This is a genomic window from Micromonospora sp. NPDC092111, from assembly GCF_044755745.1.
Taxonomy (GTDB): Bacteria; Actinomycetota; Actinomycetes; order Mycobacteriales; family Micromonosporaceae; genus Micromonospora.
This window is the reverse complement of sequence record NZ_JBIVRQ010000015.1, coordinates 85,502-105,089: the sequence shown is the minus strand read 5'-3', so window position 1 is coordinate 105,089 and position 19,588 is coordinate 85,502. Positions and strand designations below refer to the sequence as shown.

Here is a 19,588-nt window from a genome sequence, read left to right as displayed (position 1 = left end):
CCGTCATGACCTCGCGGGCCCGGCGGGGCTCGCGCCCGGGACCTTCTGATCCGTGGCCGGCGGCAGCGGGACCCGCTCCGGCAGTCCGTAGAAGCTGATGTTGTGCAGGTCCACCCGCATCGGGTCGACCACGGACAGGAGGAATCGATCCCCGGCGTACGGCTCGCTGCCGGTGAACGACTCCTCGACCAGGGCCCGCTTCCCGGCGAGGGAGGTCCCGTCGGCGGCCCAGAGGCTCACCAGGTCGAAGTACGCCTCTTGACCGCGGACCTCACCGAGGTCCACCGACATCGCACCGGCCTGCGAATCACGCGCCGACGCTCTGGTAACCGCGAACCTGGCGGTGCCACCACCGGTAGGCGACCGTGAACCAGAGCAGACCGATCAGCGGTGCGGCGATCGCGACCGCCCCCGGGACATGCAGGTCGCCGGTCCTGCCGAGCAGCACGCTGGAGGGCAGGTACGCCACCACGGCGACCGGCACCACCCAGGTGAGCCCCCAGGCCAGGGTGGGCCCGAAGATGCTCGTCGGGTACGACCCGAACATCAGGTAGACATTGTCGGCGAGCCGGCTGGCCGCCCAGGTCTGCACGAACCGGAAGCTGAGCGACGAGACGAACACCTTCGCGGCGCCCTCGGCGAGCGCGCCGCCGATGACAGCCAGCACCAGGTAGAGGATGTGCAGCGGGGAGAAGTCGACCGACACCAGGTTCACGGCGATGACGAACATGACGACCGCCGCCAGCACGTCACCGATGACGTTCATCTGGAACCGGGTGGTGATCACCTGGAGGAACGGGCTCAGCGGCCGTACCAGATAGCGGTCGAACCGGCCCTCCCGGATCGTGCCGTCCATGAACTCGAGTTGGTGGAACGGCACCGCCCAGGCGGCATGGGCGAGCAGCCGCAACGAGTACAGGAAGGCCACCTCACCGAAGGTCCAGCCGGCGATGGTGTCGAAGGTGCGCAGCATGACCCAGACGAACGCGATGCCGCTGCCCTGGTACACCACGCCGAGGACGCACATCAGCACGAAGTTGAGCCGGTACTGCCGCTCGCCACGGATGGCGATCCGGTAGAGCTCCAGGGTGAGCCGGAGGTCGCTCATCGACCTCACCCGCCCTGCACCACGACACGGTGCAGCGCACGCGACCACACCACGCGGGCGGCGAGCGCGAGCAGGACGATCCACAGCAGTTGGACACCGATCGCCCGGATCGCCTCGGTGCCCTCCAGTTGCCCGACGTAGATCGCCACCGGGGTGTACGTCGTCGCCTGGAACGGCAGGTGCTCGGCGAGCGTGCGCAGCAGGCCGGGGAAGTAGCTCAGCGGGACGAACACCCCGGCCATGAACTGGCTGACCAGCGAGAACAGCATCATGATCCCATTGATCTCGGTGGTCCAGAAGGCGCTGAGGCAGATCATCAGGTTCATCATGATCGCGACACCGATGCCGCACAGCAGGCTGACGAGCCACAGCCCGAGGGCGGCCGGCGAGGCCGGCGCCCCGAGGGTGCCGATGACCGCGACCACCGGCAGCGCCGTCACCGTGAACATCAGCATCATCAGCGCGCTGCCGACCAGTTGGGCGATGATCTGCGGGATGAACCCGGCCGGCCGCAGCAGGTCGAAGGCGATCCGCCCCTCGCGGATCCGCTCCCACAGGTAGGAGCTGACCGTCGAGTCCTGCACCGCCCAGCCCTGCAGGTTGGCGAGCGTCAGGTAGACCAGCATCTCGGTCAGCGGGATCCCGCCGACCGTTCCGGCGTCGCCGTACAGCGCGGTCCAGACCTTGCGCAGGATGAAGATCTGCACGATCACGATGCCCAGGGTGAACACGACGTTCTGCCGGTACGTCACGGCCGTGCGCATCCGGCTCCGGATGATCTGGCCGTACGCGGGCATGTTGCGCCACGGCCCGTCGTGACGGGCGGCGAGTTCCGTGGACATCAGACGACCTCGCGGTCGCCGTAGAGGGTGCGGACCACGTCTTCGAGATCGGGCTCGACGATCGACAGGTCGGCCACCACGCAGTGGTCGTTGACCGCGGCGATGACCTCCTGAGCGCTCACCCGGGCGGCCTCGAACCGGATCTTCAGCACGCCGTCCTCGTCCGAGACGACTTCGCCCGGGATCCCGGCACGAAGCGCCTCGGCACGGTTGCCGGCGGGCACCGGGTCGGCGGCGAGCTGGGCGACGAGGATCCGGTGCGGGGCGTACCGGGCCTTGAGGTCGGACAGCTTGCCGTCGTAGAGCACCCGTCCACTGTCGATCAGAATGACCCGGTTGCACAGCGTCTCGACGTCGACGAGGTCGTGCGTGGTGAGGACCACGGTGGTCCCGTTGTCCCGGTTCATCTCGGCGACGAAGTCGCGCATCCGTACCTTGGCGACCGCGTCGAGGCCGATGGTCGGCTCGTCCAGGTAGAGGATGTCGGGTTCGTGGAGCATCGCGGCGGCAAGGTCGCCGCGCATCCGCTGACCGAGGCTGAGCTGGCGCACGGGCTGGTACAGGAACGGGGTGACGTCCAACAGCTCCACCAGCCGGTCCAGGTTGCGACGGTAGGTGGCGTCCGGGAGTCGGTACAGCTTGCCGAGCATGGCGAGCGAGTCGATCAGGGGCAGGTCCCACCAGAGCTGGCTGCGCTGGCCGAACACCACGCCGATGTGCATCCCGTTGCGTTCCCGGTCACGCCAGGGGACCGCGCCGTTGACCTCCAGGATGCCCCGGGTCGGCACCAGCACGCCGGTCATCATCTTGATGGTGGTGCTCTTGCCGGCGCCGTTCGGGCCCAGGTAGGCGACCAGTTCGCCGGCCGACACCGTGAAGTCGACGCCGTCGACCGCGCGGACCTCGTCGTACTGCCGGGTCATCATCGTGCGCAGCGTGCCGAAGGGACCGTCGAAGCGACGGGGCCGCCGGAAGCACTTCGTCAGACCTTCGGCCCGGATCACCGCCGACACAGGTCGTCCCCGGAAGGCCGAGCGGTCGGGTGGGCGGCCAGGATCTGCGCGCGGTCCTCCGCCGACGGCCGGCGGAAGTACGCCAACTCCCGGGACAGGTTCAGGCACTGGATGGTGGCGGCGAGTTCGCTGTCCCCGGTCTCGTCGAACACCAGCAGGTCCGCGGACTTGGCCCGCTCGGGCAGGCTGGCCCGCACCTCGGCCAGGTTGCCCGGGTTGACCTCGATCACCTCGTACGTGGTCCGTTCGGGCAGCCGGCCGTTCAGGGCACGGACCGCCGCCTCGAACCGCCGGTAGCACTCCAACCAGGTCAGGTCGGCGTTCACCCGGTCGAAGACGCGGTCCAGCACCCACTGCGCGGTGACGGCCGGGTCGGTCGGGTACTTGGCGGTGAACCGAACGAGGTTGGCGACCCAGTCCCGGTACATCCCGTCGGTCAGAATCTGGGCGTGCTGGTGGTAGACGACCGCGTCCCGGTTGTAGGCGAAGGCCAGCCCCAGCCGGTGCAGCCGGTATCCGAGCTCGCTGTCCTCCAGGCCCCAGCCGGTGAAGCTGTCGTCGAACCCACCGACGGTGAGGAGGTGCTCACGCCGTACCGAGACGTTGCAACTGAACGTCAGGTGCCAGGCCGTCGCCAGATTGTTCAGGTTGTCCGACAACGCGGCGAGGACCTGGTCCCGTAGGTCCGCGCCGGCGGCGGGGACCAACTCCGCCCAGGCGTCGGCGTCGACCGGGCCGTCCGGGCCGATCTCGACCTCGGTGAAAAAGCCGCGCGGGCCGGTGACCACCAGGTCCGGCCGGCGCCGGTGGTAGTCGAGATGGGCGGCCAGCGCACCGGGCGGCAGGAGCACGTCGGCGTCGACCAGCACCACGATCTCGCCGGTGGCCGCGCGGATGCCGTGGTTGCGGGCCGCCGCACGTCCCGACTCGGCGGTCCGTGGCAGATAGTGGTACTGCAGGTCGAAGTTGAGGTCGGGCCGGCCGCCGAGGTCCTGGACGAGCGCCCCGGTGCCGTCGTGTGAACCGTCGTCGACGACCACGACCTCCACCGGGTGGCCGGCTACCGGATGCTGCCGGTTCAGGGTTGCCAGGCAGGCCCGCAACTGCGGCCCGGAGTTGTACGAGGGGATGACGACGCTGACCTTCATTTCCCCGCTTTCTCTGCTGGTGGGATCACGGTTGCCGATCCGTGTGTGGAGACTACCTGATCCGCCGAATGCGTCGAATGTCCATGATAGACTGTCCCGGCAACCCCATTAAGGCATCGTCAGACTTCCATGATCATTGTAGAATGCGTGGAGCTGTGCCATACACGGGGAGGTACGCCGATGAGGCGACGCATTACGGCAATCATGCGACTTTTCAAGGGATCGCAGACGTGAGCATCGAGCCGAGCGTCGGTCCCGGGAAAGCCATGGTGCCCGCATGATTCTCACCGGTCCACAAATCATCGACTCGACAGCGAGCGGACGCATCAGGATTTCGCCGTTCGAAGCCGCTCAGGTCAACCCGAATAGCTACAACGTGCGTCTCGGCAGCACGCTGCGCACCTACAACACCGAGGTCATCGACGCCTACCGGCCGAACCCGACGCGGTCCGTCACGATGGACAGCGACGGGTACGTGCTGCGCCCCGACGAGCTCTACCTGGGGCACACCGTCGAGGAGGTCGGCTCGGATCACTACGTGCCGCTGCTGTTCGGCCGCTCGTCGGTCGGCCGCCTCGGACTGTTCGTCGAGATCACGGCGCCGATCGGGGACATCGGCTTCCACGGCCAGTGGACCCTGATGCTGTCCCCGGTGCGTCCGCTGCGGGTCTACCCGGGGATGAAGATCGGCCAGATCATGTTCTTCGAGTCGTACGGCGACATCGAGCTCTACTCGGGCAAGTACCAGCGGGCCGCCGGGCCGCAGGAGTCCCGGTACTGGCACGACGTTGTGGGGACGATGTGATCCTCACCGGCCCGGAGATCCGCCGCGCCGTCGTGGCCGGCGACATCACGATCGAGCCCTACGACGCCGCCCGGGTCTCCCCCAACGCCTACGACTGGCGGCTCGGCGACACGATCCGGGTCTGCGACACCGACCTGGACGCGGCCCGGCCGTCGCACTTCGTCGAACAGGTCATCCCGCCGGAGGGCATGGAGCTGATCCCCGGAAACCTGTACCTCGGCGTCACCCACGAGCGCACCCACTCGGACCTGTACGCCCAGTTCATCAACGGTGACCACAGCCTCGGCACGCTGGGCGTCTGGGTGCACGTGTCGGCGCCGCTGGGTCACACCGGCCACGGGATCCGCTGGACCCTGGAGATCCGCGTCGCGCGCCGCGCCCGGATCTACCCACGGATGACGTTCGGGAAGATCATCTTCCTGCGGAACAAGGGCACGATCGTCAGCTACCAGGACATCGGCCAGAAGTACGTCGCCAGCACCGGGATCGACGTGTCGCGTCTCTACGAGGAGATGCGATGAGAGTTCTCACCGGCATCGACCTCCCGTACGGCACCCCGGGCGGCAGCGTCGAACTGCTCCGCGACCTCTACCTCGGGGAGCGGCCACTGGTTCCGTCGGACGCCTTCATGCTGGCGCCGGCCGATCCCACCGTGGCCGTCCCCGAGGCGGCCCCGTTCATCCTGGTCGTGGACGGCAAGACGCTGGACGCGCCCGGGTTCTGGACGTACACGGAGAAGCTCAGCGTGGCCGTCAGGGAGCGGTTCGATCCGGCCCACGTCGACGTGATGCACCTGCAGCACCTCGCGTTCGGGGCCACCCCCGCCCTGCAACGGGCGTTTCCCGAACTGCCGCAGATCGCCGTCGTGCACGGCACGGATCTGCTGTTCGCCGAGTCCCACCCCACCCAGGCCGAGGTGCTGCGCAGCACCGCCCGGACGGCCGACGCGGTCGTGGTGCCCACCCTGGCGATGGTGGACCGGCTGGCCGCCCTGGACGCGTCGCCGCGCGGGCCGGTCGTGCACATCCCGTGGGGCGTGCCCGACGAGTTGCTCGCCGCCGAGGCGGGCGAGCAGCGGGACCGGTCGGGCCCGCTCCGGGTCCTCTACGCGGGGCGGCTGACCGCGGAGAAGACGACCCCGTCGATCCTGGCCGTGTTGGCCGGCCTGGACGGCGTGCAGCTCTCGGTGGCCGCCCCGCCGGGCGAGTACGCGCGGTTGGCCGGCAGCCACGATCTCGGCAGGGTCGACTACCTGGGCTGGAAAACCCGACCCGCGCTGTGGCGTGAGTTCCGGCGGCACGATCTGCTCATCGTGCCCTCGCTGCGGCTGGAAGCCTTCGGGCTGGCCGCCATCGAGGCTCAGGCGTGCGGGCTGCCGGTGGCCTTCCACGCCGTGCCCGGCCTCCGCGAGGTGCTGGCGGACAGCGCCCTCGCGGTGGACTTCACGGTGACCGCCGACGTGGTCGCGATGGTCGAACGTGTACGGCGCGACCCGGCCGTACTCGACGAGCTGCGGGCCAGGGGCCGGGCGAACAGCGCCCGTTTCCCGTTGTCGGCGACCGCGACGGCGCTACGGTCGCTCTCGGCCGAGGTCGCGCGAGCATGACGGACGACTGCGTCTTCTGCGCGATCGTGGCGGGCACCCACCCGGCGCCTGTCGTCTACGAGGACGCCTCCACCGTGGCCTTCCTGGACATCACCGCGGTGACACCGGGGCACAGCCTGGTGGTGCCGAAGAGGCACGCGACCGACCTGTGGGAGATCACGCCGGAGGACTGGGTCGCGGTCGCCCGGACCGCCCATCGGATCGCCCAGCGGATCCGGGCGGAACTGGATCCGGACGGCATGACCCTGTTCCAGGCCAACCGCGCCGCCGGCTGGCAGGACGTCTTCCACCTGCACCTGCACGTGGTGCCCCGCGCCGAGGGCGATCACCTGCACCGCCCGTGGGTGGCCTCGCCAGTGCCCCTGGAGCAGTTGGAAGGCATGCGCCGCCGGCTGGACCTGCGGGGTCCCGCCACCGCGTAGGGGCGGCGGCCGGTGCGGTACGCCGGCCGCCGCCCGCAGGCTCAGCCCCGCTCGCCGAGCGCCGCCGTACGCTCCAGCTCGACGGCCTCGTACAGCGCCTTGATGTTGGAGCTGCCGAAGGTCTCGGCGCCGCACCGCTCGATGAGCTCGAAGAACAGCGTGCGCCGATCGTGCACCGACTGGGTGAAGAGCTGGAACAACTGGCCGCCGTGGTCCTCGTCGACCAGGATGTTGAGCTCACGCAGGTCGTCCAGGCTGTGCTTCTGCGGCACGAGCCGCTCCCCGATCCGGTCGTAGTACGCGCCCGGCGTGGTCAGGAAGTGGACACCGCGGTCCGACAGCACCCGGACCGAGCGGGCGATGTCCTCGGTGGTGAACGCGATGTGCTGGACGCCCGCCCCGCCGTGGTTCTTGAGGAACTCGTCGATCTGACCCGGATCGGCGGCCGGGTCCGGCTGGATCATGGTGAAGGTGATCTGACCGGTGCGGCTCTGCACCACCTTCGAGATCATCGCCTGGGAGCCGACGACGATGTGCTCCTCGAAGATGTCGCTGAACCCGAATGCCGCCTGGTAGAACTCGGCCGCCCAGTCCAGATGCCCGGTCTCCAGGCAGATCGCAAAGTGGTCCATCTCGTGCAACCGGGACCCGGCATCGGCCGGCTCGGGCGTCGGCGTGCCGGGCAGCTCCCGGAAGCCCGGAAGCAGCCCGGACCCGGAATCGCGCCGCTCGACCAGCGTGTGCACGACGTCACCGAACCCGGACACCACGGCGCTGACGGCGACGTCACCACCGTCGTGCTGCTCCGGCCCGGCGAACACCCTGGCGCCATGCCCGACCACCTGGGCGAACGCCGCCCGTACGTCCGAGGTGCGGAACGCGATGTCGGCGACGCCGTCGCCGTGCGTCAGCACGTAGGAGGCGGCCGGGTGCTGCTCGCTCGTCGCCTCGGTCAGCACGAGCCGCATGTTGCCCTGACCCATCAGCACCGAACGGAAGCCCGCCGCGGGTGACCCGGCGGCGGCCACCTCGCGGAAGCCGTACCGGTCGCGCCACAGCGCGATCTGCGGGTCCAGGTCCCGGACGTACATCACCACGTGGTCCAGCTCGAAGTCATCGATCACGTCGCCGTGGGACGTCATGTCTCTACTGCCTTCCTTGTCGAAACTCGGTGGACGGTCTCTCCGTCGGCCGGGGCGGGGCTACCAGGGGTCCACGCCCAGCAGCTTGCGGCCGAGCGGCGTCATGGCGGCGAGCTGCGCCTCGTCGAAGCCGTTCGCGCCGGGGCGGTCACCGGGCCGCTCCCCCATGCCCCACGGGGCGTCGTCGCGCGAGTAGCGCAGGAACTGCGCCACCCGGGTGGTGGAGTTGCGGTTGTGCGACGCCGCGTGCGGCATCAGGTGATGCATCAGGACGAAGTCGCCGGCCGACCCGGTCACCTCGACCGTTTCCAGGTCGGTGATGTTGCGCCACTTGTCGTGCAACTGACGGCCGCCCGGCACGCCCCGGGCCGCCTCCTCCACGAGGCGGTGACCACCCGGCACGACGTGGATGCCACCGCCGTGCGGCGCGACGTCGGTGAAGTAGAAGCACCCACCGATCTCGATCTCCTCCGGGGTGAACAGGAAGTCGTCGACGTCCTCGGGCACCGCCGGGTCGAGGTGGACCTGCTGGCTCAGCTCACTGGCGTGGGCGGTGTCGTTGCGCATCGTGATGGCCAGCGACCCGTCCCGGACCAGCAGCCGGTGCGACCGCAACAGGCGGGTCATCACCGCGTACAGCCGCTCGTTCTGGAACAGCGGGATGAAGTCCGGGCCGTCGAAGGTCTGGACCCCGGGGGCCTGGAAGGGCTTGAACCGGCCGTCGAATGCCTGCCAGTGGTCCGGTATCCGGAGGTCGCCGGGCAGCAGTGCCCGGATCAACTCGGCGAAGTGGTCGGCCTCCTGCCTGCTCAGCGCTCCCCGGACGACCAGGAAACCGTCGGCCCAGAAGCGGTCGACCTCGTCCTGGGTGATGGCTGGTGGGGTGATGACGGACATGCGAACTCCGTTCCTTGGGTCTCAGCCGGCGGACGACTCCGGCCAACCGGCGATCTCGTAGCGGTCCGGAATGATCAGCAGCTCGCCGGTCCCGACCGCGGGAAGAAGACCGGCGCGCAGGTCCGTGGGGCGGGGCGTGGTGCCGGGCGCGGCCACGACGTACGCGACGAGCTGCGGCTCGGCGCCGTCCGCCACATGCGGGACCACCTCGGCCCGCGCCACGTCGTCCCGCTCACCCAGCCGCTGCGCGATCAGGGCGGGATCGATCCAGCGGCCCGCGATGCGGGCTTCACCGTCCACCCGCTCCCGCCCGGCGAGCCCGACCTCCTTCGCGATCTCGCCCGGCTCGCAGTCGAGGCCGGCCGCCAGCCGGCCGAGGCCGCGCTCGATGCCACGGAGCAGCGCCTCGGCATCGTCGGGCGGCAACGCCTCCGCGTCGCCGTGGATCGAGAGCCGGCCGGTACGAGCGTCGGCCCACCGCACCGACAGGCTGGCGGCGTACTCGTAGGAGACCTCGTCGGTGGTCGAGCCGGTGATCACCGACTCGGCCTCCGGCCCCGGCTCGCGTTCGTCCTCGACCAGTGCGGTCCAGCCCTGCGGCGGCGGGACGAAGTTGAACGCGAGGTCGGCGGTGAGACAGGCGCCCCGGCGACGCTGCGCCCGGTCGCGTTCGGCGAGCAGATCGAGCGGGTCGTACCGCCCGTATGCGGGGTAGCCGTCGGCGAGTACCCGTTGCACATCCTGGGCGTACGCCCGCAGCAGCCGATCGGTCCCCAGCAGGGCGACCGGGATGCGTTGCGCCGTCGCGCAGAGGGTCAGCCGCAGCTCACGGTTGTGCCGGTTGTCGACCGAGACGTTCACGGTGCAGGCATCGTGGTCGTTGTGCCAGCACATGAGCTGGGTGAAGGCCGCCAGGATCAGCGCGGACGGGAGCACGGCGGTGGCCGAGATCAGCCGGGCGAACAGCCGGTCCGCGCCGGGAACTTCGAGCGTTCGCCGGTAGTAGCGGCCCTCGGCGACGTCGCCGGGGGGACGGCGGCGATGCATGCGCAGCGGGGTGTCGGCGAAGTGGCGGCGGAGTCGCTCCGCCGCCCTGTCCCGTTCCCGCTCGCCGCAGGTGCCGGCCTCGATCGCCGCGGCGGCGAACGGCTGAATGCCCGCCTCGTCGCCCAGAATGCTCGGCCCGTCGCCGGGTGGCTCGCCGAGGAGCCGGCTGATCTCCTGGTTGATCACCCGGTGGAAGGCGGCGTCAACGGCCACGTTGTCGGCGACCATGCCGAGCCAGCCCCGGTCTGCCGTGCGCAGCAGGAAGAACTGGGCCAGCAGCCCGCCGGGGCGGCCCTGCCGGCCGACTCGGAACTCCTCCACCAGGGCTGCCATCCGGGTTTCCAGCTCGGACGCCACGGTCAGCTCGACCACGACGAGCGGCGCGCCGGAGTCGTGCCGGTGCTGCCGCAGCTCGCCGTCGACGTGGTCGATCGAGGTACGCAGCACCTCGAAACGCCGCTCCAGGGCGGCGACCAGGTCCCGGGCCGCCTCGACGGCCGGATCCGGGAGCGGCCGTACGCCCTCGGCGAGCCCCTTCTCCAGGTGCCACTGGAACTTCTGCGCCCTGGTCATGTGTGCGATGCGCGAGGTCATTTCCTGCCCCCAAGTCGCCGTTCCGGAAGTGCCCGGGCCGGTCCCGGGCTGCCGGGAATCCCGACCCGTTCTCGAAGCAGATCCGGATTCCGGGTGGAACAATTTCAGCGCGATCACGTCCGGTGGTCGCGGACGAGTGCGGCGGGCCGGCGCACCCCGTCAGCCATTCCATCGGCCGACAATGCGCCGCACGACAATCCGATCGATCGTCGCCCCCCCATTCCCCGAATAGCGGAGACCCGTCGGAACCCCTGGCACGCCGTATCTCGCGGTACCGCTCTCCAGCAGTTTCCGTCGGTCGCCAGTGGCACGTCCACGACGCGGAGAAGCCCCGGCGGGCGCATTCCGGTCACCCGCCTGAGTCCGGTGGTCTCCCACGCACACGATCGCCATACCGGTCCCCCGTCTCCCGTCGATGCACGATTGACTCCAGTACGTCGGCCAGCCCGTCCTCGGCGCAGGATCCGGTCACCTCGTCCGCCGCTGCCCGTACCGCGTCGGGCGCGTGTCCCATCGCGACGCCACGCGCCGCCCAGCGCAGCATCTCCACGTCGTTCAGGTGATCGCCGACGGCGACGGTGTCGCCCGCACCGACGCCGAGGGTGACCCGCAGACGCTCCAGCGCGGAGGCCTTGGAGATGCCGGGCGGGCCGGCCTCCACCCCACCGGTACGGCCCGTGGTGTCGTCCACTCCGCCCAGGCCGAGTTCGCCGGCGAGCGCCGCGAACCGGGACCGGTCCATCCCCTCGACGATCACCCGCCGGGCGCCGTATCCGCCGACCAGTTCCCAGGAGGTGACGACCACCGCACCGGACAGCTCCCCGGCCGGGAACCCGGCGGTGACCCGGAACCCCTGCGCACCTGGGGCCTCGACCGCCACCGCGCAGCCGGACGGGTCCCGGGCCAGGACGGCCAGCAGCGGCCCCGGGTCGAAGGTCTGCTCGGCGACCACGGTGTACCCGTGGCGACCGGACGGATCCGTCAGCAGCGTGACCGCGCCGTTCGCGCACACCGCGTGGGCGCCGGCCAGGCCGAGCGTGGCGATCACCGGCGAGGTGGCCTGCGGTGACCGGCCGGTGGACAGCACGACGTGGTGCCGCGCGTCGTGCACCGCCCGGATCGCCGCGTGGACCCGGGGCGCGACGGCCCCGTCGGACCGGACGATGGTGCCGTCCACGTCCAGCGCGATCAGCAGCCGGTCGCGGGTCATCCGCACGCCCCGGTCAGGTGCCGGCGAGCGAGGTCGGCCGCGCCGACCAGGCCGGCCAGGTTACCCAGCTCGGCCGGCTGCGGCTGCGCCCTCGACCAGGCGCCCCGGCCGCCGAGTTCCTTCCGGTAGGCGTCGAGCAGCGGCGTCATCAACAGGTCACCGGCCTCGGCCACCCCGCCGCCGACCACGAGCACCTGGGGATCGAGGAGCTGCGCGACGTCGGCCATGCCGCGGGCGATCCAGCCGGCGACCTGTCGAAACGCGCGCACCGCCACCGGGTCACCGGCTCGGGCCGCCTCGGTGACCGCCGCGCCGCCGCCCTGGTACGCCCCGACCGGCACGCCGGGACGGGCCGTGGCGCCCTCCTCGGCGTACCGGACGAGCGCCCGGCCGCTCGCGTACTGGTCGAGGCAGCCCGCACGACCGCAGCCGCAGGGCCGGCCGTCGGGAACGGCGACCATGTGACCGGGCTCGGCGGCGATCCCGGTGGCCCCGCGTACCAGCTCGCCGCCGAGGACGAAGCCGCCACCGATGCCGGTGCCGACCGTGAACATGACCATCGACTCGGTGGCGTCCCGGGCCGCCCCGTACCGGAACTCCGCCCAGGCCGCGGCGTTGGCGTCGTTCTCCACCACCACCGGCAGGCCGACCGCCGCCGTCACGTGCTCCCGCAGCGGCTCGTCGCGCCAGCCCAGGTTGGTGGCGAACAGGACGGTGGATCGGGTCGCGTCCACCAGGCCGGTGGTCCCGATGCCGACGGCGGCCACCGGGTGCCGGGCGGCGAGTTCCCGCGCCACGTCGACGACCACGTCCCGGGTCGCGGCCACGTCGTCGGCGGGCGTCGGCCGGCGTACGGTCGCCAGCACCTCCCCGGCGGGGTCCACCACGCCGCCGACCACCTTGGTCCCGCCGACATCCAGGCCGAGGGCGAGCGGCACCGAGGTCATGCCGCCGTCACCGCCTGCGAGAGCGCCCGGATCGTCGGATGCTGGAACACGGTCCTGACCGTCACCGGCCGCCCGGTCGCCTTCTCCACCGCCGCTGCCACGTGTACGGCCGACAGCGAGTCGCCGCCGAGATCGAAGAAGTTGTCGTCGAGGTCCATGCCGTCCAGACCCAACGTGTCGCACCAGAGCGCGGCCAGCATGGTCTCCAACTCGCTGCCCGGCTCGGCCGGGATCTGCGGGCCCGGGACGGCTCGCTCGACCGCCGGGGCGGGCAGCCGGTCCTGGTCCACCTTGAGGTTGTCGGTGAGCGGGATGGTCTCGATGACCGTCAGCGTGGCGGGGCGCTGGTAGCTGGGCAGCGCTTCGCGGACGTGGGCCCGGACCGCGGCCACCAGTTCCCGGCGGTCGGCGAGGTCGTCCGGCCGGGCCGGGACCAGGTAGGCGTCCAGCCGCTTGTCGCCGGTGCCGTCCTCCCGGGCCACCACCACCGCGTCCCGGACGTCCGGGTGCCCGGTGAGGACGCTCTCGATCTCGCCGGGTTCGATGCGGTACCCACGGACCTTGATCTGCCGGTCGAGCCGGCCGAGGAACTGGATCGTCCCCTCCGGGGTGATCCGCGCCAGGTCGCCGGTGCGGTACCGGTCGGCGCCCGGGTCCGCGTCCGGGTCCGGGACGAAGCGTTCGGCCGTGATGTCCGGCCGGTTCAGGTAGCCGCGCGCCACCCCCCGGCCACCGATCACCAACTCACCCGTGGCCCCGTCGGGAACCGGCCGTCCCTGTTCGTCGACCACCCGGACGTGGACGTTCCGGATCGGCCCGCCGATGGGGACGTACGGTGTGCTCCCGGTCATCTCCGCCAGGTCCAGGAAGGTGGCGAAGCCGGTGGTCTCGGTCGGGCCGTACAGGTGGATCAGCCTGCCGCCGAACGACTCCCGGGCCCGGACACCGATGTCGATCCGGACCGAGTCGCCGCCGAACAGGATGGTGTGCACCCCGGCGAGCCGCTCGAAGTGTCGCGGTTCGAGGAGCCGGAAGATCGGGCTGGTCAGATGCAGGACCGTGATCGCGTCTCGCTGTGCCTTCGCCACCAGGCCGGCCAGGTCGTCGCCGCCGAACTCGTACACGACGCAGGTCGCACCGTTGACCAGTGGCGCCCACAGCTCGAAGGTGGACGCGTCGAAGGCCAGGGTGGCCAGCGCGGCGACCCGGTCGGTGGCGGTCACCGAGACGTAGCTCTGGTCGGTCACCAGGTTCACCACGCCGTCGTGGGTGACCAGGACACCCTTGGGCCGGCCGGTCGAACCGGACGTGTAGATGACGTAGGCCGGGTCATCGGCCGCGACCGGCTCGTCGAGGTCGTCCGCCGGGTAGTCGTCGAACTCTCCCGGCTGGTCGAGCAGCACGAGCGCCGCATCGTGCCGTGGCAGCAGCGGGGCGGTCCGGCGGCCGCAGACGATCACCGGCGCGGCGGTGTCCTCGATCATCAGCGTCAACCGGTCGGCCGGGTAACCCGGGTCCAGCGGGACGTACGCGCCGCCGGCCTTCAGGATGGCGAGCAGAGCGGCCGGCAGGTCGGCGGACCGGTCGACGCTGATGCCCACCATCGTTCCCGGCCCGACGCCGAGTTCCCGCAGCCGCCGGGCGATCCGGTTCGCCCGCCGGTTGAGTTCCCCGTACGACACGGTCACCCCGGCCGCGACGACGGCCGACCGGTCGGGGTCGATCCGCGCGTGGTGCTCGAACAGGGCGTGCAGGGTCGTCCGCTGATCCACTTGAGACTCCGTTCTGGCGACGGTTCGCCGATGTCGGTCTAGGTGGGACCTGGTCCGGGCGTCGGGACGCCACGCGCCGGCCGGGACGGAATCAACCGTCGCGGCGGACGCCAGAGGTTCGAAGAGTCTTCCCACGGCCGGTTGCCATCCCTGTGGCAATACCGCGGCACTTCTCGCACGACCCGGTGAGCCGATCGACACCACCTCGACGTGATGCCGTGCCGGTCCAAGGCGGAACCGTTCGGAGCCTCCGACCAGGTGCCGGGGACAGCGGATCCCCGGAAGAATGCATGATGACGCTGATGCGCATGTTACCCCCGTGTTGCCTCCCGCCTAATATAGATCACGTTCCACGTTCGCAGGACCCCTGCGTCCACTGGGGAGGCCGGCAGGTGAGGGCGACATAGGCGCGCCGGCTCGCTCTATAGTGGGCACGCCGCACGCGAAAAAGGTCGAGAGGCCCCGATCTAGCCAAGGTGCATATCGTGCCGATGCTCAGCATTGTCATGCCGTTCTACAACGTGAAGCCCTACCTGACGCGCGCTCTGGAGTCGATCCGCCTACAGCGGTTCACGGACTTCGAAGCCATCCTGGTCGACGACGGCTCGGGGGACGGCAGCAGTGCCATCGCGGCCGGCTTCGCCCGACGGGACCCGCGCTTCCGCGTCATCCGGCAGGAGAACACCGGTCCTGGCCCGGCCCGCAACCGGGGAATTGCCGAGGCGCGCGGCGGCTACCTCGCCTTCGCCGATGGCGACGACGAGGTGACGCCCGAGGCGTACGCGTCGATGATCCGAGCACTCGAACGCAGCGGTTCCGACATCGCGTGCGGCCGGGTCCTGCGGTTCGTGGGCGAGGAACCGCCGTTCCTCTCCGAGTTGCACGAGGAGATCGGGAAGACGGCAGCCACCCGGACCCACATCACCCGCTACCACCCGCTGGTGGCCAACCGCACCATGTGGAACCAGATGTTCCGGCGGACGTTCTGGGACGAGCATCGTTTCGGCTTCGACGCGGTGCTGTACGAGGACATCGCGGTGTCGGCCGAGGCGCACGCCCGGGCCCGCTCGGTCGAGGTGCTCTCCGATGTCGTCTACCGCTGGCGGATGCGGACCGCGCAGGAGACGACCTCGATCACCGGCGCTTTCGGCCGGCCGGACAACGTCCTCGCCCTGATGAACGCGATCGCCCGGACCAACGCCGTGCTGCTGGAACTCGCCGCCGAGGCGAAACCCGCGCACGACAAACTCGTGATCAAATACGACTTCGAGGCGGTCCTGGTCGCGCTTCCGCAGGCGGATCCCGAGACCCGGAAGCTGATCATGGCTCGGGTGGCGGAATGCGTCGCGACCTTTCCGCCGGACGTCGCCGAGGGTCTCCCCGCCGAGCAGCGCAATCGGTACGCGCAGATCATCGCCCTGGTCGGCGACAACTGAGTTCCACCGGCACCTGGCCGGCGCAGGCGCAACTGCGCCGGCCAGGTACGACTTCGCCCGTTAAGGTGCGACTTCGCCAGCCAAGCTGTTACTGCACCGGTCAGGTGCGACCGGGACGCGCGGTGTCGTCCCGCTTGTCGGGACCGCGCTACAGGTCGGCGATCCGCCACACGCCGATCGACTTGTCGGGGAACCGCAGCTCGATCTGCACGCCGTCCTCCTCGTAACGGTGGACCTCGGTGCACCGTTCGTTGATCAGCCGGAACGGCTCGGGCAGTGCGAAGGGCGCTCGCTGGAGGTTCAGCGGGCGCCAGCCGCCGGCCTCGATGTCGTCGGAGTTCTCCGCCCGGTCGGTGAAGGTGGTCGTCGCGAGGAAGGTCGCGCCGCTGCGCCGGATGTTCTCCAGGGCGCGCTGCACGTCATCGTCGCCGAGATGCACCAGGCAGTCGCGGGAGAAGATCAGGTCGACCTTCGGCAGCGGATCCCGGGTGAGATCGATGACCCGGAAGTCGCGGCCTGCCCGCCCGTAGCGTTCCCGGTTCCGCTCGATCAGCCAGGGAACGATGTCGGCACCGATGTAGGTTTCGGCTCCCAGGTGGTCGACCCGAGACATCCAGAAGAAGTCCCCGCAGGGCACGTCGAGGATGCTGCTGACCCCCAATTCGGCGATCAGGGCCGGCAGTTCCGCCCGTAGCGTGGCGGTCTGTACCAGGTTCGAGCCCAGGCCGGAGCGGGACTCGGCGTCATCCCCGGCCATACCTTCTTCGATCAGGGTCCAGGCGCCGCTGGAATAGATCTGGGCAAAGGTCGACTGAAGCGCGTGACCAGGGTGCTCGCCGCCGAACAGGTTCGCAGAGCCGCGCTCCTGCGATTCCTTCACATTGTCAGGCATCGCTTCCTCCTCGACCGTCCACACGAGATTGCGGACCCGGGAAGAGCGCGCTCGGAGTGCTGCTCCGACCGGGGCGTCCGGTGCGGCTCCCACGCGCGAACACCGGTGCACATCGTGCGGCAAACAAGGCAACAGCGCGACTGCGCCGCTGCGCTGCGCATGCTCCCGCATCCGCCGGGAACTGCCGGCCCCCGCCTGACTGGATCTTCCGGCAAGGACGATTGCACCGTAACAGATTCAGCGCCGGCGGCGCTGACCACAATGGATGCCGGCTCGATATCGACATGCACCCGGGCCCAAGATTGGGCAGCGGGATCGGGGGGCGCACCGGCGGTGGCGGCGGACGCCAACTGCCGGCCGGCGGTCAGCCATGGCGGGCCCGGCGGCACGCCCGGGTCGAGGCGTGCCGCCGAGCCGCGATCACCGAGTCATCGCTGCGCCAGGGAGACCGGAATGTCCGGGCCGGTCGAGTACCCCTGGATCAGGCCGGACGGGTTGGGCTGCCAGTAGAGCTGATTGGTGCGAGTGTTGATCACGTACAGGTACCGCAGCTCGCAGTTGGCCGGCACGATGGTCTTCGACTCACCCGTCGCCAGCGTGCCCAGGTCCTCCAGCAGCTTGCCCTGGCGATCGTAGTAACCGATCCGCATCGGCGCGGCGCCGTCGTTGACGAAACGGAAGCTGTGGACGAGTTGCACCGGCTGGTAGCGCGCGACGGTCCACTGGGCCGTGACCGTCCGCCCGCCCGGCTCCGAGGCGGTCAGGACGTACCGGACGTTCCCGTCGTGCCTGCCGCCGCCGGCACTGCCCTGCCACCGTTCACCGGTCGGCTTCGTCTGCTCGAAGATCCGCTTTCCGTCGGCGGTGATCTCGACCCGGGTTGCCCCGATGACGTCCCAGGTCAAGGTGATCTCGGCCGGCTCGCAGGCGTTCACCCCCGCCTGGTTGGCCGTGAACGAGGTGACCCTCGGCGCGCCCCCGGTCACCGCCTCGACCCTCCCCAACAACTCCTCCGGCACAGCAGCGGCGTCGTCCTGCAACGGCGCGAGGTAGATCCGGTAGCGGGTGCTGGGGGTGAGCCCGGTGACCGTGTAGGTCATCGGTCCCGTACCGGGGTTGGCGGGAAGTAGTTTCGGCTCCTGGTGGGTGTCACCGACCCAGACCGTCACGGCGTACCGGTCCTCCGCCGTCGCGTTGTCCGTCCACGCCACGGTCACCGAGGTATCGGACACGGCGCTGACCCGTACGTCCGTCGGAGCGGCCGGCGGCTCCCGCAGCGACACCCCGCACACCTCGGCCGAGTTCTCGCTCGGGTAGTCGTTGGACACCACCAGCCGGTAGCAGTAGCGCGTCATGGGCTGCACGTCCTGGTCCGACCATGGGTTGTTGGGGTTGCTGGCCCGGAGCACCTCCTGCCACGGGCCGCCGGCCACCGACCGTTCGATCCGGACACCGTGCACCGGCACCCCGTCGGTCGTCCAACTCAGCCAGTTCTGCTTCCAACCGAGCGTCCCCCCGGCCTTGGTCAGCGGCGCGATGACAGGCTTGGGCAGCGGGCCCGGTCGCACGTACCGGGCGCAGCCGACCGTGGTGTCCGTGCCGGGACCGACGTTGACGGCTTGCAGGCACACGGAGTGCTCGCCCGGGCCGGCGGCGGGTACGTCGACCTGCACGCCGTGCCGGGCGCCCAACTCGGGGTGCGCCCGCGCGACGTCCGGACGGTCGACGTCGGCCCGTACCGTGGCGACCGGGGCGTTGTCGACCAGCACCCGCACGTCGAGGGACCGGGTCGGCTCGTCGGGGTCGGCCGCCCAGCCCCGCACGGCCACCGTCGCCCCGACCCGGTTGATCTCGATCTCGCCGAACGGGTTGTGCCGCACCTGGTAGGTCTTGCAGCCCAACTGCTTCGCGGCGCCGGGACCGGCCAGGTTGTGGGCCGTGACGCACACCGTGTGGTCGCCGTCGGGCCCCTCCGGGACGAGGATGGAGATGCCGTGGGAGGGCCCGTACCAGGGATTCGCGGCATCGACGTCCGGCCGGGCCACGTTCGCCACGGTGGTGGCGACCGGGGTGCCGTCGCGGGAGACATGGAACACCACGGGCTCCGCCGAGTCCGGGTCGATCGCCCAGCCCGTCAACCGCACGTCCGTACCGACCCGCTCCAGGTTCTGGACCTCACCGTACGGGTCGAACTGGATCGGCATGTCCCGGCACCCGAGCACCACCTCGACGCCCTGGCCGATATCGGTGGTGGAGGCGCAGACACGGTTGCCGGGAATCGCCGCCACGTAGTCGAAGAATCCGGAGTTGCCCTGACCCGGGTACGGCTTGTTGGCCCGCATGGTGCCAGCGAGCTTCCCGTCCACCTTGATCATGACGGGCAGGCTGTCACCGTCCGGGTCGCTGACCCATCCTGCCGCACGGATCCCGCCAGGATGGCGCTGAATCACATCGAGACGCCAGGTGGGCGGCCCTTCTCCCGGCCAGCCCGCGCACTCCGGCGGAGGCGTCTCACTCTGACAGGGGCTCTGTGCCGCCGCCGGGCCGGACACCCCGACGACCGTCGAGGCGGACAGCACGACAGCCGCCAGTGCCACCAAAGGTTTCCACTTCATGGCGTTCATGAACGCACCGGCGGCTTGGTCGCCACTTGGCGACCACTTGGCCGCAGGGCCGGCCCGTCCGGGCCGGGACGCCCGGGCCGGGA

Annotated in this window: 17 protein-coding genes and 1 pseudogene; 5 read left to right on the top strand and 13 right to left on the bottom strand. The window is 70.4% G+C overall.

From position 1 onward, the window contains the following. Positions 1-3: 3 nt before the first annotated feature. The 5 genes and pseudogenes from ACIQG9_RS24730 to ACIQG9_RS24710 form a co-directional block, all read right to left on the bottom strand. Positions 4-294, bottom strand: a pseudogene (locus ACIQG9_RS24730) (DUF6271 family protein); the annotation flags it as partial. Positions 295-307: 13 nt separating this feature from the next. Further along, positions 308-1,108: an ABC transporter permease gene (locus ACIQG9_RS24725; RefSeq protein WP_400406643.1), complete on the bottom strand. Its 801-nt coding sequence runs from the start codon at positions 1,106-1,108 to the stop codon at positions 308-310. Positions 1,109-1,113: 5 nt separating this feature from the next. After that, a complete protein-coding gene (locus ACIQG9_RS24720) occupies positions 1,114-1,950 on the bottom strand; it encodes an ABC transporter permease (protein ID WP_400406641.1) in 837 nt (278 codons plus the stop codon). Continuing rightward, the gene (locus ACIQG9_RS24715; RefSeq protein ID WP_400406639.1) at positions 1,950-2,876 is read right to left on the bottom strand and encodes an ATP-binding cassette domain-containing protein; all 927 of its coding nucleotides are present in this window, start codon (positions 2,874-2,876) and stop codon (positions 1,950-1,952) included. The genes ACIQG9_RS24720 and ACIQG9_RS24715 overlap by 1 nt, the downstream gene beginning before the upstream one ends. Positions 2,877-2,950: 74 nt before the next feature. Then, a complete protein-coding gene (locus tag ACIQG9_RS24710) occupies positions 2,951-4,111 on the bottom strand; it encodes a glycosyltransferase family 2 protein (RefSeq protein WP_400406637.1) in 1,161 nt (386 codons plus the stop codon). A 277-nt stretch (positions 4,112-4,388) separates the two neighbouring features. On the opposite strand from ACIQG9_RS24710, the gene dcd reads away from it, so the two are divergent. The 4 genes from dcd to ACIQG9_RS24690 are packed head-to-tail and all read left to right on the top strand — an operon-like array spanning position 4,389 to position 6,944. Next, positions 4,389-4,916, top strand: a complete 528-nt coding sequence (gene dcd, locus ACIQG9_RS24705) for a dCTP deaminase (protein WP_400406635.1) — start codon at positions 4,389-4,391, stop codon at positions 4,914-4,916. After that, positions 4,913-5,437, top strand: a complete 525-nt coding sequence (locus tag ACIQG9_RS24700; protein ID WP_400406633.1) for a dCTP deaminase domain-containing protein — start codon at positions 4,913-4,915, stop codon at positions 5,435-5,437. The genes dcd and ACIQG9_RS24700 overlap by 4 nt, the downstream gene beginning before the upstream one ends. After that, positions 5,434-6,522 (top strand): glycosyltransferase family 4 protein, encoded by a 1,089-nt coding sequence (locus tag ACIQG9_RS24695; RefSeq protein WP_400406631.1) that lies wholly within the window; start codon positions 5,434-5,436, stop codon positions 6,520-6,522. Before ACIQG9_RS24700 ends, ACIQG9_RS24695 begins: the two co-directional genes overlap by 4 nt. Then, a complete protein-coding gene (locus ACIQG9_RS24690) occupies positions 6,519-6,944 on the top strand; it encodes an HIT family protein (RefSeq protein ID WP_400406629.1) in 426 nt (141 codons plus the stop codon). Before ACIQG9_RS24695 ends, ACIQG9_RS24690 begins: the two co-directional genes overlap by 4 nt. Before the next feature lie 41 nt (positions 6,945-6,985). Here the strand turns inward: ACIQG9_RS24690 and hppD are convergent, their stop codons facing one another. The 6 genes from hppD to ACIQG9_RS24660 all read right to left on the bottom strand — a co-directional run bounded on the left by hppD (position 6,986) and on the right by ACIQG9_RS24660 (position 14,553). Next, positions 6,986-8,086, bottom strand: coding sequence for a 4-hydroxyphenylpyruvate dioxygenase (hppD, locus tag ACIQG9_RS24685; RefSeq protein WP_400406627.1), 1,101 nt, complete (start codon positions 8,084-8,086; stop codon positions 6,986-6,988). 60 nt (positions 8,087-8,146) lie between these two features. After that, positions 8,147-8,983 (bottom strand): phytanoyl-CoA dioxygenase family protein, encoded by an 837-nt coding sequence (locus tag ACIQG9_RS24680; protein WP_400406625.1) that lies wholly within the window; start codon positions 8,981-8,983, stop codon positions 8,147-8,149. A 21-nt stretch (positions 8,984-9,004) separates the two neighbouring features. After that, the gene (locus tag ACIQG9_RS24675) at positions 9,005-10,603 is read right to left on the bottom strand and encodes a hypothetical protein (protein WP_400406623.1); all 1,599 of its coding nucleotides are present in this window, start codon (positions 10,601-10,603) and stop codon (positions 9,005-9,007) included. A 370-nt stretch (positions 10,604-10,973) separates the two neighbouring features. Beyond that, a complete protein-coding gene (locus tag ACIQG9_RS24670; RefSeq protein WP_400406621.1) occupies positions 10,974-11,834 on the bottom strand; it encodes an HAD family hydrolase in 861 nt (286 codons plus the stop codon). After that, positions 11,831-12,781, bottom strand: coding sequence for an ROK family glucokinase (locus ACIQG9_RS24665; RefSeq protein WP_400406619.1), 951 nt, complete (start codon positions 12,779-12,781; stop codon positions 11,831-11,833). Before ACIQG9_RS24665 ends, ACIQG9_RS24670 begins: the two co-directional genes overlap by 4 nt. After that, complete coding sequence (locus ACIQG9_RS24660; protein ID WP_400406617.1) at positions 12,778-14,553, bottom strand: amino acid adenylation domain-containing protein; 1,776 nt, start codon at positions 14,551-14,553, stop codon at positions 12,778-12,780. The genes ACIQG9_RS24665 and ACIQG9_RS24660 overlap by 4 nt, the downstream gene beginning before the upstream one ends. A gap of 491 nt (positions 14,554-15,044) precedes the next feature. Between ACIQG9_RS24660 and ACIQG9_RS24655 the strand changes: the two genes are divergently transcribed. Next, entirely contained in the window at positions 15,045-15,989 is a 945-nt protein-coding gene (locus tag ACIQG9_RS24655) for a glycosyltransferase family 2 protein (protein WP_400406615.1), read from the top strand. Between the two features lie 148 nt (positions 15,990-16,137). Here ACIQG9_RS24655 and ACIQG9_RS24650 read toward each other — a convergent pair whose 3' ends face one another. Both ACIQG9_RS24650 and ACIQG9_RS24645 read right to left on the bottom strand, forming a co-directional pair. Continuing rightward, a complete protein-coding gene (locus tag ACIQG9_RS24650; RefSeq protein WP_400406613.1) occupies positions 16,138-16,881 on the bottom strand; it encodes a class I SAM-dependent methyltransferase in 744 nt (247 codons plus the stop codon). 428 nt (positions 16,882-17,309) lie between these two features. Further along, the gene (locus tag ACIQG9_RS24645) at positions 17,310-19,256 is read right to left on the bottom strand and encodes a fibronectin type III domain-containing protein (protein ID WP_400406611.1); all 1,947 of its coding nucleotides are present in this window, start codon (positions 19,254-19,256) and stop codon (positions 17,310-17,312) included. Positions 19,257-19,588 lie beyond the last annotated feature (332 nt).

Excerpts from the sequence above, each read along its gene's own strand:
- ACIQG9_RS24725 (WP_400406643.1), bottom strand. The coding sequence starts at position 1,108 with ATGAGCGACCTCCGGCTCACCCTGGAGCTCTACCGGATCGCCATCCGT.
- ACIQG9_RS24720 (WP_400406641.1), bottom strand. The coding sequence starts at position 1,950 with ATGTCCACGGAACTCGCCGCCCGTCACGACGGGCCGTGGCGCAACATG.
- ACIQG9_RS24715 (WP_400406639.1), bottom strand. The coding sequence starts at position 2,876 with ATGATGACCCGGCAGTACGACGAGGTCCGCGCGGTCGACGGCGTCGAC.
- ACIQG9_RS24710 (WP_400406637.1), bottom strand. The coding sequence starts at position 4,111 with ATGAAGGTCAGCGTCGTCATCCCCTCGTACAACTCCGGGCCGCAGTTG.
- dcd (WP_400406635.1), top strand. The coding sequence starts at position 4,389 with ATGATTCTCACCGGTCCACAAATCATCGACTCGACAGCGAGCGGACGC.
- ACIQG9_RS24695 (WP_400406631.1), top strand. The coding sequence starts at position 5,434 with ATGAGAGTTCTCACCGGCATCGACCTCCCGTACGGCACCCCGGGCGGC.
- ACIQG9_RS24690 (WP_400406629.1), top strand. The coding sequence starts at position 6,519 with ATGACGGACGACTGCGTCTTCTGCGCGATCGTGGCGGGCACCCACCCG.
- hppD (WP_400406627.1), bottom strand. The coding sequence starts at position 8,086 with ATGACGTCCCACGGCGACGTGATCGATGACTTCGAGCTGGACCACGTG.
- ACIQG9_RS24680 (WP_400406625.1), bottom strand. The coding sequence starts at position 8,983 with ATGTCCGTCATCACCCCACCAGCCATCACCCAGGACGAGGTCGACCGC.
- ACIQG9_RS24675 (WP_400406623.1), bottom strand. The coding sequence starts at position 10,603 with ATGACCAGGGCGCAGAAGTTCCAGTGGCACCTGGAGAAGGGGCTCGCC.
- ACIQG9_RS24670 (WP_400406621.1), bottom strand. The coding sequence starts at position 11,834 with ATGACCCGCGACCGGCTGCTGATCGCGCTGGACGTGGACGGCACCATC.
- ACIQG9_RS24665 (WP_400406619.1), bottom strand. The coding sequence starts at position 12,781 with ATGACCTCGGTGCCGCTCGCCCTCGGCCTGGATGTCGGCGGGACCAAG.
- ACIQG9_RS24655 (WP_400406615.1), top strand. The coding sequence starts at position 15,045 with ATGCTCAGCATTGTCATGCCGTTCTACAACGTGAAGCCCTACCTGACG.
- ACIQG9_RS24650 (WP_400406613.1), bottom strand. The coding sequence starts at position 16,881 with ATGCCTGACAATGTGAAGGAATCGCAGGAGCGCGGCTCTGCGAACCTG.
- ACIQG9_RS24645 (WP_400406611.1), bottom strand. The coding sequence starts at position 19,256 with ATGATCAAGGTGGACGGGAAGCTCGCTGGCACCATGCGGGCCAACAAG.